A 13,347-nucleotide genomic window follows, 5' to 3' on the forward strand; every position below is an offset into this window, starting at 1 on the left:
TGTGTGGCGCTCAGGAGGACGCGTGCGTGAGGACTACCGGCACTGGCAGCGGATACCGACCCGGTGGCACGACAACGACGTGTACGGGCACGTCAACAACGTCGTGCACTACGCCTTCATGGACACGGTGATCAACACGTGGCTGATCGCCGAGGGCGGGTTGGACATCCACCGCGGGCAGGCGATCGGGCTGTGCGTGGAATCCCACTGCAACTACCGCGCGTCCATCGCGTTCCCCGAGGCCGTGGACGCGGGCCTGCGGATCGGGCACCTCGGCCGCTCCAGCGTCCGCTACGAGGTCGGCTTCTACCCGGAGGGCAAGGACGACGTGGTCGCCGAAGGGCACTTCGTGCACGTGTTCACCGACCGCGAGACCCGCAAGCCGGTGGCCATCCCGGCCGGGCTGCGCGCCGCGATGGAAGGGCTGGTGGTCGCGTGAAGACCAGGGGCGCGGTGCTGACCGAGGTCGGCGGACCGCTGCAGGTGCTCGACCTGGACCTCGACCCGCCGGGCGCGGGCGAACTGCTCATCAAGGTGCACGCCACCGGGCTGTGCCACTCCGACCTGTCGGTGGTCGACGGCTCCCGCGTCCGGCCCCTGCCCATGCTGCTCGGCCACGAGGCCGCGGGCGAGGTGGTCGAGACCGGGCCCGGCGCGTCGGACTTCACCGTCGGCGACCGGGTGGTGCTGTCGTTCGTGCCCGCCTGCGGGTCGTGCCGCCGGTGCGTGTCCGGGCGGCAGGCGCTGTGCGAGCCCGGTGCGGCGGCCAACCGCGAGGGCACGCTGCTCGGCGGCGGGCGGCGGCTCCGGCTGCCCGACGGCACGCGTCCGCACCACCACCTCGGCGTGTCCGGGTTCGCCGAGCACGCCGTGGTGTCGGAGAAGTCGGCCACGCTCGTGCCCGCCGACCTGCCGTTCGAGATCGCCGCCCTGTTCGGCTGCGCGGTGCTCACCGGCGCGGGCGCGGCGTTCTACAGCGCGGGCGTCACGCCGGGCGACCGGGTCGTGGTGTTCGGGCTCGGCGGTGTCGGGCTGGCCGCGCTGCTCGCCGCACGGGCCGCCGGCGCGTCGCGGATCATCGCCGTGGACGTGGTGGCGCACAAGCGGGAACTGGCGCGCAAGCTCGGCGCGACCGACGACGTGGCCGGTGGTCCCGACGCGGTGGAGGAGGTGCGCGCGTTGACGGGCGGCGGCGCGGACAAGGTCATCGACACCACCGGCGTCGCGGCCGTGCTGGAGCAGGCCTACCTGGCCACCGCCGCGGGCGGCACCACGGTGACCGTCGGCCTGCCGCACCCCGACCGCACGATCACGCTGCCCGCGTTGAGCCTCGTCGCCGAGGAGCGGACGTTGAAGGGCAGCTACCTCGGGTCGTGCGTGCCGCGGCGGGACGTGCCCCGGTTCGTCGACCTCTACCGGGCCGGGCAGCTGCCCGTGCACGAACTGCTGTCGGGACGCCTCGCGCTGGACGACATCAACGCCGGGTTCACCCGTTTGGCCTCAGGAGAAGCCGTCCGGCAGGTCGTCGTCTTGTGATCACCCAGCCGGTACGGTTGCCCGGATCGGGTGACGGCTGGGCAGAGGAGTGGTCGGCGGTGCGGAGACGGTCGATGCTCGCGGGTGTGGCTACGGCGGTGGGCGGCGTGATCGCGGGCGGCGGTTCGGCGGGTGCTGCGGGGCGTTCGGGTCCGCTCGGCCTGGCCGACTACCGGTTGGTGAACCTGGCCCACGTCAACGACCCGGACCGGACCAACGTCTACCCGGGCGACCCGGCGTTCACCCTCACCACCGTGACCACCGTGCCGGAGCACGGGTTCTACCTCCAGTACGTGCAGCAGGGCGAGCACACCGGCACGCACTGGGGCGCGCCCTCGCACTTCAACGAAGGCCAGCCGCACGCCGACGAGCTCGACGCCGAGGACCTGTTCCTGCCCGCGGTCAAGATCGACGTGCGTGAGCGGACCGCGCGCGACGCCGACTACGAGGTGAGCGTCGCCGACCTGCAGCGGTGGGAGCAGCGGCACGGCCGCATCCCGAACGAGGCCGCGGTCGTGCTGTGGACCGGGTGGGAGGAGCGCTGGGGCACCGAGGCGTTCTTCAACTTCGACGCCGACGGCGTGATGCACCAGCCCGGGTTCTCGCTGGCGGCCGTGCAGTGGCTGGTGGACACCGGTCGGCTCGGCAGGCGCGGCGCGCTGGGCACGGACACGTTCAGCCCCGAGTCCGCCCTCGACGCCGAGTACCGGGTCTCCAAGCTGCTCTACCGCGAGCACCGGATCAGCCTGGAGGTCCTGGCGAACCTGGCCGAGCTGCCGCCGACCGGCGCGCACATCCTGGTGGGCGGCACGATCAACCGCCGCGGCTCCGGCTCGCCGGCCAGCATCTACGCCTTCGTGCCCAAGCGGTGACGACGGGGTTCACTTCAGCAGGCCGAGCATGTCGGTGAACTTCCCGAACACCAGGAGCGCGCCGAGCGCGGCCACCACGAACACCGCTTTCAGCGACGGCCAGTGCTGGTTGACGACGCCGCTGGCGTTCTCCAACAGGCGTGCGGCCCGTCGCCTCGGCAGCGGCGGCGGGTCGGGTTCGCCCAACGTCAGTTCGAGGATCGGGTTCACGAAGCGCAGCGGATCGCGTGCCGTGGCCAGCTGCACGGCGAAGAAGAGGCGGCGGCGGAACGCTTCCCGGTTCGCGGCGCTCTGGTCGGCGTCCACCGCGTGCGTCCGCAACGACTCGGCGATGGCGCAACCGGCCGCGACGAGCACCTCCCGCTGATCGCGTGCGAACCGGCCGGCCATGTTCCTCAAGCACCACTCGAGCAGGTAGGCGACCCGGAAGCTGACCCGGTGCTCGGTGCTCCGCCACCGGCCGGGGCGGGTCAAGGCTTGCTCGCCGATCCCCGTCGTGCTCACCGCCGTCCCGCGGGGAGTGGGCACGGTGCACAGGCGGATCAGTTCGTGATCAGGTCGCACGACCGTCCACACGCCGATCGCCAGCCGCTTCGCCACCAGGAGCGCGACGACGACGGTCACCCCGGCCGTCAACCCGGCGAGGTCGAAGTCGTCCACGGTCTGGTTCAACGCCTTGAACACCACGATCAACACCACGACGAGGATCGAGAACGACAGCGCCTGCGCGACCGCGTGCCGTCGCCACCCGGCGAGGTAGTAGCCGTGTGCCGCCGCCAGCGGCCTGCTGCCGCCGTGGCGCGCCCAGAGCCGGAAGTCGGTGTGCCGCCGGTAGTCGAGGTAGTCGTCGCGGAACCTCGAGACCTGGATCGCCCCCACCACCGATCCGGTGAACGTCATGAACGGTTCGGCCGAGGCGGTCTCGGCGTCGGCGGCGATCGTGAACCTCGTGCCGAGCCACGCGCCGGCCATGGCGTAGGCCAAGATCACGACGGCCGTGCCAACGGCCACACCGACCCAGCTCCCGGCCAACCGGCGGAACCGGTTGCGGCTCGGCTGCCGGGCCGAGGCGCGAGGGCTCAGCGCGGCCGCGAGCGCCGCGATCACGATGTTGCCACCGACCACCGCCAACAGCAGCACCACCAGTTCGACGGCGAACAGCCGGATCAACGAGCTGACGAGCTGCGCCAACGGTCCTCCGCACGGCGGGGGTCGCGCACCGGGTCCGGTGCGTCGTGACGGGCGGGTGGCGCCGTCATCCCCGGATCGCCGTTCGCCTCGTCGCCGTTAGCCGGGACGCGCCGCCGGAAGGCTAACCGCCGGACGGGTGGTCGTCGGGGGTCAGGCGCAGTTGGCTGGCCAGCAGCGCGGCTTGGACGCGGTTGTCCAGTTGCAGTTTCGTGAGCGTGCGGGAGACGTAGGTCTTGACCGTCGAGACGCTCATGAAGAGGCGTTCGGCGATCTCCGCGTTGTCCAGGCCGAGCCCGACCTGGCCGAGCACCTCGCGTTCCCGCTCGCTGAGCAGGTCGAGCCGCCCGGCGGCGTCCGGGAACGCGGTGGACGCGGCGGTCGGGCCCGAGATGCGCCGGAGGATCCGCCTGCTGAGCTCGGTGTTCAGCACCGACGCGCCACCGTTCACCGCCCGGACCGCGCTGATCAGGTCCCGGGGCGTGAGCTGCTTGAGCAGGAACCCGTCCGCGCCCGCGGTCAGCGCGTCGATCATCAGCTGGTCGTCGTCGAACGTCGTCAGCGCCAGCACGAGCGGCGGCGTCGGGTCCTTCTTCAACTGCGCGGTGGCGGTCACGCCGTCCACCCGGGGCATCCTCAGGTCCATCAGCACGACGTCGGGCCGGTGCTCGCGGCACACCGCGACCGCCTCGGCGCCGTCGGCCGCCTCGCCGACCACCTCGATGTCCTCCGCGGACTCCAGGATCGCCCTCGTCCCGGCGCGGATCAGGGCCTGGTCGTCCACGACGATCACCCTGATCATGACGCCGATCGTCCCACGGGGTCCTCGGCGTCGCGACCGCGCGGCGCGGCCGGCAGGTCCGCACGCAGCACGAACACGTCACCCGAAGGGGTGGCGTCGAGGCTGCCGCCCGCCAACGCCGCCTCCTCCGCGAGCAGCCGCAGACCGCGCCCCGTGCCGGGCAGGGACGGCCGGTCCCGCGGCGGCAGCGGGCTGGTCACGGTCAGCCGCACGCGGTCGTCGGCGTGCGTGAGCCGGATGTCGGCCCGCGGCACGTCCGCGTGCCGCAGCACGTTGGTCAGCGACTCCCGCACGACCCGGTAGCACAGGTCTTCGGTGGCCGGGCCGCACGCGCCGGTGGTCCCGTCCGCCGAGTAGGCCACCTCGACGCCGAGTGACCGGTAGTCCCGCACCAGGTCCGCGATGTCGCCGAGGCCGAACCGCGCCACCGCGCCGTCCGCCTCCGCCGGCGCGGCCAGCACGTCGAGCACCTCGCCCAGCTGCCCGATCGCCTGCCTGCCGACGTCCGCGATCTGCTCGCAGCGCCGCCTGATCGACTCGGTGGCCGCGGCGTCGACGCTGATCGCGCCCGCGGTGGTCACCATCACGCTGACGTGGTGGCCGACACCGTCGTGCATCATCGACGCCAGGCGGGCGCGTTCGGTCAGGCTCCGCTCCCGCAACGTGCTCTCCCGGAGCCGCTGCTGGCGTTCCGCCGACTGCGCGGCGTGCCGCTCCCGCTCGGCGGACACGTCTTCGAGGCTGTTCTTCGCCAGCCCCATGACGAACGGCGCGACCGCGGCGAGGGCCCAGTAGACCAGCCCGTTGATCCCGTTCGCGGGCAGGCTGGTCTCGAACTCGAACAGGCGACCGGCGTCGGTGACCGGCTCGAACAACGTCTGGTGCATGGGCCAGAGGAGCAGCAACGCCATGGCGACGACCGCGGGCGCCCAGCGCCGCCGCCTGGTCACCGAGAAGGTCATCACGTAGAGCGGGTACGGCAGGTCCGTCAGCACGAACGTGGCGCACGCCACCACCGTGGCCGTCCAGTCGTGCTCACGCCGCCACAGCCCGACCACGAGCGCGCACAGTGCCGAGATGGCGGCGAACGCGGCCGGCGTCGGCGTGGGCGCCAGGCGGTGCAGACCGGTCAGCAGCCCCACCGCGGCGGGACCGACGATCACCAGGGCCGCCATGGCGTCACGAGGCCGCCGTGAGCGGAACAGGTGCTGCCAACGTCGCCTCACCCACACCATGCAAGCAGCACGGACGCGCGTCGGCGACTCGGCGTCGACCGACCCGTCAACCAGGGTCTACAAGGTGCCGCGAGCCGTCATCGCGGGGCCACGCGAGCGGCCCTCCGCCGGGGGTTACCTGGACACCGACCAACCAACCGGCTCACGGAGGCCACGATGACCGCAGTCCTGCAGCACACCGAACGACGCGCCGTCCCGGCGGTGACGTCCCCGGCCGAGCCCACCGCCACGCCTCCGGCCAGGCCCACCGCCACGGCGGCGCCGCGGGCCGGCAGCGTCGCGGTCGTGCTCGGGTCGCGGCCGGAGGTCTTCAAGCTCGCGCCGGTCCTCAGCGCGCTCGGCGACACGGCCCGTCTGGTGCGGTGCGGACGGCACCCGCACCGAGGCCGGTCCGACGTGCGGCTCGACCTGGCGTTCCCCGGCGCCGACACCCGGAGCTGCGAGATCGCGGTCGCGCTCGACCGGTTCCAGCGGTACTTCGCCGCCGACCGGCCGGAGGCCGTGCTCGTGGCGGGCGAGACCGACACCGCGCTCGCCGGCGCGCTGGCCGCCCGTGCGCGGGGCATCCCGCTGGTGCGCGTGGACGCCGGGGTGCGCGGCCACGACCTCGGACTCCCCGAAGAGCACAACCGGGTGCTCCTGGACCGGATGTCCGACGTGCTGTGCGCGCCGACCCCGGTCAACGTCGGCAACCTGGAAGCCGAAGGGCTCGGTGTCCGGGACGTCCGGCTCACCGGCGGCACCACCGTCGAGGCCGTGCGCCACCGGCTCATGGCGGAGCAGGACCGGCGGACCGTGCTGCGGACGTGGGGACTCGAACCGGACCGGTACGTGCTGGCCACCCTCGGCCACCCGGAGAACACCGACGACGAGGAAGCGCTGTTCGCGATCACGAACCAGCTCGCGGACGTGGTCGACGCCGGCTACCCGGTCGTGGTGCCCGCCGACCCGCGCACCAAGGCGGCGGTGGCCCGCGCCGGCGTCCTGTCGTCCGGCATGGACCTGCGCGTGGTCGACCGGCTCTGGCACTCCGAGTTCCTGGCGCTGGCGAAGCACGCCGGGCTGCTCGTCACCGACTCCGGCGCCGTGCAGGAGGAGGCGACCGTCCTGAAGCGACCGGTGCTGGTCGTCCGGCGGTCGACGGAGCGGCCCGAGGTGCTGCGGGACTTCGGCCGGCTCGTCGGACCGCACGACGACATCGCCTCGATCGCGCTGGACTGGCTCGTCGACGGCGACGCACGCCGCGCGCGGCTGGCGGACGTGCCGTCGCCGTTCGGTGACGCGCGGAGCGGCGAGCGCATCGCGACCGCCGTCCGCGACCTGGTGCGGCCCGCCGCCCGTCGCTGACGGTCAGGTTCCGCAGAAGGTCTGGTAGGCGGCGCCGAAGTCCGCCGGCGCGGGCTCCGCGTAGCGGTCGAGGCCGGGGCGCTCGTCGTACGGGGCCGTCACCGCGTCGAGCAGCCGTTCCAGCGGCGCCAGGTCACCCGTCGTCGCGGCGGCGAGGGCTTCCTCCACCAGGTGGTTGCGGGGGATGTAGGCGGGGTTGACCAGGCGCATCGCGGCGGCGTCCGGTCCGTGGGCGCGCCAGCGGGCCAGCCAGGCGTCGATCCCGGCCAGGTCGAGGAACAGCTCGCGCGCGGGCTCGGTGTCGCCGTCGGCCGCCGCGCCCAGGCGGCGGAAGAACGACGTGTGGTCGACGTGGTTGTCCTGGAGCAGGGTGAGCAGGTCGTCCACCAGCGGCGCGGGCGCCGGGCGGTCGAGGCCGAGCTTCGCCGCCATGCCCGCCGACCAGGTGTCGTTGTACCGCCCGCGGAACGCGCCCAGCGCCTCGACGGCCTGCGCGACCCCCTGCTCCTCGTCGTCCGAGAACAGGGGGAGCAGGGCCTCGGCGAGCCGGGCCAGGTTCCACTCGGCCACGCGCGGCTGGTTGCCGTAGGCGTAGCGCCCGGCGTGGTCGATCGAGCTGTAGACGGTGGCCGGGTCGAACGCCTCCATGAACGCGCACGGCCCGTAGTCGATGGTCTCGCCGGAGATCGTCGTGTTGTCGGTGTTCATGACACCGTGGACGAAGCCGACGAGCATCCACCGGGCGACCAGCGACGCCTGTGCCGCGACGACCGCCTCGAACAGCGCGAGGTAGCGGTTCGCGGCGTCCGCGGCGGCGGGGTGGTGGCGGTCGATCGCGTGGTCGGCCAGGCGCCGCAGCAGGTCGACGTCACCGGTGGCGCGGGCGTACTGGAAGCTGCCGACGCGCAGGTGGCTGCTCGCCACCCGGGCGAGCACGGCGCCCGGCAGCACGGTCTCGCGGCGCACCGGCCGCCCGGTCGCCACCACGGCCAGGGAACGGGTCGTCGGGATGCCGAGGGCGTTCATCGCCTCGCTCACGACGTACTCGCGCAGCATCGGGCCCACCGCCGCGAGACCGTCGCCGCCGCGGGCGAACGGCGTGCGCCCGGAGCCCTTGAGGTGCAGGTCGCGCGAGCTGCCGTCGGCGTGCGCGACCTCGCCGAGCAGCAGGGCGCGACCGTCGCCGAGCCGTGGGGCGTAGTGCCCGAACTGGTGCCCGGCGTAGGCCTGCGCGACCGGCGTGACGCCGTCGGGGACGTGCTCGCCGACGAGCAGCCGCAGGCCGTCCGGGCTCCGCAGCCAGGCGGCGTCCAGGCCCAGTTCGGCGGCCAGCCGTTCGTTGAGCGCGAGCAGGTTCGGCGCGGGAGCGTGCTCGGCCTGCCAGGCGAGGGCCAGCTCCGGGAGCGTTCGGGCGAAGTGGTCGCTCAGGGTGACGGTTGCCGGTGCGATGCTCACCCGACCCACGGTACGTCGTCCAGGTCACGGGCTTCGGAAGCGGTCACGCCCGGTTCTCGCGCGAAGGGTCACGCGGACGCCGGGTCACGAGTCCTGGTCGAAGGGCTCGAACACCTGGTCCTTCGCGGACAGGTCCCAGCCGAGGACGTTGCGCTCGCTCCGGCTGGTCGCGAGTTCGAGCATCACCGCCGTCATCGACCGCTTCGTCCTCGTCCAGTGGCTGCTCCTGTTCAGGCGCACGACGTGCCACCGGTCGGGGTCCGGAGTCCAGGGCAGCCAGAACAGCGACCCGCCCGCGAGGTCACCGGCGAACGGGATCACACCGCGTGGCTCCGGGAACGGCGCGTAGGTGTCGTCGTACTCCTGGAGCGCCTCGACCCCGGTCAGCATCCGGTCGAGATCCTCCTCGAACCCCGCCAGGGACCGCTGGTCCTGGACCGGGTTGTGGATCCTGACGACGTCCCGGAAGATCCCGGACGGGAACCGGGCCATGAACTCCTGGTAGTCGGCGGGAAAGCGAAAGCCCACCCGGCGCTCGACCGAGGCCCAGTCGAGCTCGGGCGGAACCCTGTCCCACCAGTCGAGCGCCACCGCGGTGCGGCCCACCACGTTGCCCGCGTCCGTCATCGCACATCCCCCCTGATGATCACCCGGACGCTAACACCGCCGGCCCGGTCGGGGTCCGCGTCGGCACGACCCCGACCGGGACAGCGTCAGCGGTACAGGCGGAGGTCGGCGACGCTCCACCAGTTGCCGGCCGACGCGGTGGTGCTGACGCGCAGGTAGCGGGCACGCGTGGGCGGCACGTCAATAGTGGTCAGCTGGCCGACGCCGTCGCCGGAAGCCAGGGTCCGCCAATCGACGCCGTCATCGCTCACCGACAGCCGCCAACCGCGGGCGTAGTCGCCGAGGTTGCCGCCGCTGTCGACGACCACCCGCCGGAACTTCGCGTCGCGGCCGAGGTCGACCTGGAGGTGCTGGCCGGGTTCCTGCCCCTGGCCGCTGCTCCACCGGGTCGAGGCGTCACCGTCCACGGCGGCGGCCGGGTTGTCGCCGGTCGGCGCGGCGGTGGCGGTGGCGCCGTCCAGGGACACCGGGTCGAGCCCGCTGTCCAACGCCTTGCTCCGCGGCCAGGTGAACGTGGCCAGCGCGCCGCCGGGCAGGGTGTGGTCGAAGATCCGCTCACCGACGTTGACCGCGAACGTGCGCGGGTCGTCGTTCTGGTTGTGCACGACGAGCGCCGTCGAGCCGTCGGGGTTGCGGAACGCGACGTCCATGATCTGGCCGTTCCAGCCCGTGGTGCCGAACGACGTGCTGGCGACGCGCTTAGCGCCCGGTTTCACGAACTTCGCCAGGTGGCCGATCGTGTAGTACTCGGCGTCGGTGGACACGGTCCCGTCCGGGTGGGTGGTGACGAGGCCGGTGCACGTGCCGCAGCCGCCGAGGTGCGGGCCGCCCGTGCTGTCCAGCGCGATGTTCCAGTTCACCGCCGACTTCGCCCAGTTGCGGGTCGTGCCGATGACGACGTTGCGGGCGTGCCACTTGAGCGTGTCGCGGAAGACCTGCGCGGGCGGGTCGTCGGGGCCGTGCGAGCCGGAGCACTCGGTGAACCAGATGCCCTTGTCCGGGAACGCGTCGTGCAGCGCGGTCTGCGCCGCCGGGTCGCCCGAGTAGCAGTGGTACGCGGTGCCCGCGACCCACCGCGCGGCCGGGCTCTCCAGGATCCGGAACGGGTAGTCGGTCTCCGGGTCCTCGCCGGGCGGCGTGGCGGCGACGTCGTTCGGGTGGGTGCTCCAGTTGTGGTCGTAGGCGAGGATCTTCGTGCGCGGGCTCGCCTTGCGCAGCAACGGTCCCAGCGCCTCGATGACCTTGATCTGCTGCGCCACCGGCAGGTCCGTGCCGGGGTACGCGTCGGGCTTGCGGTGCTGCGGTTCGTTCTGCAGCGACAGGAAGTCCACCGGCACGCCCGAAGCGGCGTACGCCTGGACGAACTTCACCAGGTAGCGGGCGTAGGCCTGGTAGATCGCCGGGTCGTCCTTCAACCGGCCGCCGACCAGCGAGTCCGTGGTCTTCATCCACGCCGGCGGGCTCCACGGCGTGCCCATGACCTTCAACGCCGGGTTGAGCTGCTTCGCCCGGCGCAGGAGCGGCAGGACCTTCGCCTGGTCGTGGGCGATGCTGAAGTGGCGCAGCTCGAAGTCGGTCCGGCCGGGCGGGACGTCGTCGTAGGTGTAGTGCTCGGCCTCGGCGGTGAAGTCGGAGGAGCCGATCGGCTGGCGCAGGAAGCTCACGCCGATGCCGCGCACCGGGTCGAACAGCTTGCGCATCGTCTCCTCGCGCGCCGCCGGGGTGAGCCTGTAAAGCACGTCGGCCGACGAGTCGGTGATCGACGCGCCGAAGCCGTCGACCTCCTGGTAGGTCACGTCGGGGTCCACCACGATGGTCTGGTGCGGCGACGCGCCGGTCCGGAACGCCACGGACGGGCGTTCGGCGAGCAGTTCGGTCCGATCCACCGTCGTGACCCACACCCGGGCCGAGGTTGTGTCGCGGTCCGCCGCCTGCACGGCGCCGGTGAGGCCGACCGAGAGCGCCGCGGCGGCGGTCAGGGCGATCGTCCGGGATCTCTTCATCGCGCTCCTTCGAGCAATGTAACAAGCTCGGGAATGTGTTTCGTGATGGAACACGTGACGTGCCGGACAAGTCAAGGTGCAAGACGCGGTTAAGCTGCCGAGGTGAACAAGCGTGCGAGGGTGCGCGACATCGCCGCGGCGGCCGGCGTCTCGATCGCCACCGTCTCCAGGGTGCTCAACGACCACGTCAGCGTGGCGCCGCGCACGCGTGAACTGGTGCTCCAGGCGATGGCGCGGAGCGGTGCCGACGCGCCCGAGGGCCGCCGCCGCACCGTGCACGTCCGGTGTCCCTACCTGCTGACCGACTACTTCGGCCTGATCGTCTCCTCGATTGCCGAGACGCTGCGGCTGCACGGCGTCCGGATGGTCCTCGACGCGGGCGTGTCCTCCCAGCACGCCGACGTGCTGACCACGCTGCCCGACGAGCCCGACGTCGACGCCGCGATCCTGATCCTGCCGCCGGAGGACGGCGAGCGGCTCGTCGCGCTGGCTCGTCGCGGCTTCCCGTTCGTCGTGGTCGACCCGCGCACCGCGCCGCCACCGGACATCGCCTCGGTGTCCGCGGCCCACCTCGCGGGCGCCCGGGCGCTCACCGCGCACCTGGTCGACCTCGGCCACCGCGACATCGGCGTCATCGCGGGTCCGCTGGACTGGCTGGCGGGCGACGCGCGCACGGCGGGCCACCACGCCGCGCTGGCCCAGGCGGGCGTCCTGCCCGCCCGGCACCGCGTCCACCACGTCGAACCCACCGCGGCCGAGGGGGTGCGCGCCGCGGCCGAGCTGCTGGACGAGCCGAACCGCCCGACCGCGATCGTCTGCTTCAACGACAAGCTGGCCGTGGGCGCGTTGCAAGCCGCCCACGACCGGGGCCTGCGGGTGCCGGCGGACCTGTCGGTCGCGGGGTTCGACGACATCGACCTCAGCCGCGCGACCCGTCCCGCGCTGACCACGGTCCGCCAGCCGTTGCAGGAGATGGGCCGCATCGCGGTCACCCAGCTCATGCGGATCCTCGACGGGCACCGACCCGAAGCCCTGCACCTGGAACTGTCCACGACGCTGGTCGTGCGCGAGTCCACGGGGCCGGCACCTGTCTGACCCTTGTTACAGCGTTTGTTCCATTCGTTTCACGAGGAGGGCTTCGACTTCTTCGTGCCCTGGGCTGTCGTCCGACTGCCGGCACCACTCCAGCGGCGTGCGGAGGTGCTCGGGGTCGCGCAGGGTCGGGTCGGCGCCGTGCTCCAGCAGCCGGCGGACACCGGCGGGCTTGCCGTTGGCCGCGGCGACGTGCAGCGGCATCCGCTGCCAGACGGCGTCGGCTTCGTCCACCGGGGTGCCGGCGGCGACGAGCAGGTCGATGACGTCCAACCGTTGGTGGTCGGCCGCGAACACAACGACCGGAGCCGGCACTGCGGGCTCAGCCCGGCCGGCGGCCAGGCGGACAGGTCTCCCGCCGCGGCGGCCATCTCCGGGCTGTCGACCCGGGCTCCGGCGGCGACCAGGAGGTCGAGGACGTCGGTCATCCCGAACACCGCCGCGTGCTCCACCGCCGTGCCGCCGGGCACGCCCCCGGAGTCCGGCGCGGACGCCGCGTCGAGGTCGGCGCCCGCGTCGATCAGCACCTTCGCGACCTCGGCGTCGCCATAACTGGCGGCGGTGATCAGCGGGGTCTCCCGGTCGCCGGGGTGCCCGTCGACCGGCGCGCCGGCGTCGATCAGCGCCTTGGCCGCCGCGGCGGCGCCGGGCACGTCGCGGGGCAGCCCGAGGCGGCGGTGGTCGAACCGCAGCATGGCCAGGTAGCCGAGCACGTCGGCGCCCCTGCGGTGGTCGGACCAGCCCGCCATCTTGGTGGTGGCCGATTCGGGGTGCCTGGCCGGCAAGTCCGCCAGCCGGGACGGGTCGCGCTGGTTGAGGACGTCGCGGCGCTCGACCTCCAGCTTGAGCTTGGGCCGGCTCGGGAACCCGTGCTCCCGGGCGATGGCGAGCTGCGCCGAGGCGAGGACGACCTGGTCGGACACCGCCCGGACGCGGGCGAGCGCGGGGGAGTCGCCACGACGGGCGGCACGCATGAGGTCCCTGGCCTGGTGCCGCAACTGGTCGAGGTCCGGCCGCGCGGGAAGGTGGGGCACGACGTCTCCTTCGCTGCCCGTGGTCCGCGTCCGGGTCGAAAGAGATCGTCACGAGGGGGTGGCTCGTTCGGTGGTGGAGGTGGACTCAGTCCTGCCCGCGGACCCGGCAGCGCCCTCCGGCGCGGTGCCGAGCGTACCGGCCGTGGGGCGGTTGGC

The 13,347-nt window shown here is 73.0% G+C and carries 12 protein-coding genes and 1 pseudogene; 5 read left to right on the forward strand and 8 right to left on the reverse strand.

From position 1 onward, the window contains the following. Positions 1 to 22: 22 nt before the first annotated feature. The 3 genes from ADK67_RS14005 to ADK67_RS14015 all read left to right on the forward strand — a co-directional run bounded on the left by ADK67_RS14005 (position 23) and on the right by ADK67_RS14015 (position 2,408). On the forward strand, positions 23 to 439 hold the full coding sequence (locus ADK67_RS14005) for an acyl-CoA thioesterase (protein WP_082403458.1): 417 nt from the start codon (positions 23 to 25) through the stop codon (positions 437 to 439). Continuing rightward, a complete protein-coding gene (locus tag ADK67_RS14010) occupies positions 436 to 1,536 on the forward strand; it encodes a zinc-binding dehydrogenase (RefSeq protein WP_053716845.1) in 1,101 nt (366 codons plus the stop codon). The genes ADK67_RS14005 and ADK67_RS14010 overlap by 4 nt, the downstream gene beginning before the upstream one ends. Positions 1,537 to 1,622: 86 nt before the next feature. Next, positions 1,623 to 2,408, forward strand: a complete 786-nt coding sequence (locus ADK67_RS14015; protein WP_231648177.1) for a cyclase family protein — start codon at positions 1,623 to 1,625, stop codon at positions 2,406 to 2,408. Between the two features lie 9 nt (positions 2,409 to 2,417). Here the strand turns inward: ADK67_RS14015 and ADK67_RS14020 are convergent, their stop codons facing one another. From ADK67_RS14020 to ADK67_RS14030, 3 genes are all read right to left on the reverse strand, one after another. Next, positions 2,418 to 3,599, reverse strand: a complete 1,182-nt coding sequence (locus ADK67_RS14020) for a hypothetical protein (RefSeq protein WP_053716846.1) — start codon at positions 3,597 to 3,599, stop codon at positions 2,418 to 2,420. Positions 3,600 to 3,720: 121 nt separating this feature from the next. Further along, positions 3,721 to 4,398, reverse strand: coding sequence for a response regulator transcription factor (locus ADK67_RS14025; RefSeq protein WP_053716847.1), 678 nt, complete (start codon positions 4,396 to 4,398; stop codon positions 3,721 to 3,723). Next, the gene (locus ADK67_RS14030) at positions 4,395 to 5,624 is read right to left on the reverse strand and encodes a sensor histidine kinase (RefSeq protein WP_197289438.1); all 1,230 of its coding nucleotides are present in this window, start codon (positions 5,622 to 5,624) and stop codon (positions 4,395 to 4,397) included. The genes ADK67_RS14025 and ADK67_RS14030 overlap by 4 nt, the downstream gene beginning before the upstream one ends. Before the next feature lie 165 nt (positions 5,625 to 5,789). Between ADK67_RS14030 and ADK67_RS14035 the strand changes: the two genes are divergently transcribed. Next, positions 5,790 to 6,980 (forward strand): UDP-N-acetyl glucosamine 2-epimerase, encoded by a 1,191-nt coding sequence (locus tag ADK67_RS14035; RefSeq protein ID WP_082403460.1) that lies wholly within the window; start codon positions 5,790 to 5,792, stop codon positions 6,978 to 6,980. Positions 6,981 to 6,983: 3 nt separating this feature from the next. On the opposite strand, the gene ADK67_RS14040 is transcribed toward ADK67_RS14035, so the two are convergent. The 3 genes from ADK67_RS14040 to ADK67_RS14050 all read right to left on the reverse strand — a co-directional run bounded on the left by ADK67_RS14040 (position 6,984) and on the right by ADK67_RS14050 (position 11,065). Beyond that, positions 6,984 to 8,435: a protein adenylyltransferase SelO gene (locus ADK67_RS14040; protein ID WP_053716934.1), complete on the reverse strand. Its 1,452-nt coding sequence runs from the start codon at positions 8,433 to 8,435 to the stop codon at positions 6,984 to 6,986. Positions 8,436 to 8,519: 84 nt separating this feature from the next. Next, a complete protein-coding gene (locus ADK67_RS14045) occupies positions 8,520 to 9,062 on the reverse strand; it encodes an SMI1/KNR4 family protein (protein WP_053716849.1) in 543 nt (180 codons plus the stop codon). Positions 9,063 to 9,148: 86 nt separating this feature from the next. Further along, positions 9,149 to 11,065 carry a discoidin domain-containing protein gene (locus ADK67_RS14050; RefSeq protein WP_053716850.1) on the reverse strand — a complete coding sequence of 639 codons (1,917 nt, stop codon included), beginning with the start codon at positions 11,063 to 11,065 and terminating at the stop codon, positions 9,149 to 9,151. Between the two features lie 102 nt (positions 11,066 to 11,167). Here ADK67_RS14050 and ADK67_RS14055 point away from each other — a divergent pair, with 102 nt between their 5' ends. Beyond that, complete coding sequence (locus tag ADK67_RS14055; protein ID WP_053716851.1) at positions 11,168 to 12,160, forward strand: LacI family DNA-binding transcriptional regulator; 993 nt, start codon at positions 11,168 to 11,170, stop codon at positions 12,158 to 12,160. Positions 12,161 to 12,166: 6 nt separating this feature from the next. On the opposite strand, the gene ADK67_RS55335 is transcribed toward ADK67_RS14055, so the two are convergent. Together ADK67_RS55335 and ADK67_RS55340 are read right to left on the reverse strand one after the other, a co-directional pair. Then, the gene (locus ADK67_RS55335; RefSeq protein WP_442974138.1) at positions 12,167 to 12,472 is read right to left on the reverse strand and encodes an ankyrin repeat domain-containing protein; all 306 of its coding nucleotides are present in this window, start codon (positions 12,470 to 12,472) and stop codon (positions 12,167 to 12,169) included. A 74-nt stretch (positions 12,473 to 12,546) separates the two neighbouring features. Then, a pseudogene (locus ADK67_RS55340) lies at positions 12,547 to 13,131 on the reverse strand (ankyrin repeat domain-containing protein); the annotation flags it as partial. Between the last annotated feature and the right edge of the window lie 216 nt (positions 13,132 to 13,347).

Source organism: Saccharothrix sp. NRRL B-16348 (assembly GCF_001280085.1).
Taxonomy (GTDB): domain Bacteria; phylum Actinomycetota; class Actinomycetes; order Mycobacteriales; family Pseudonocardiaceae; genus Actinosynnema.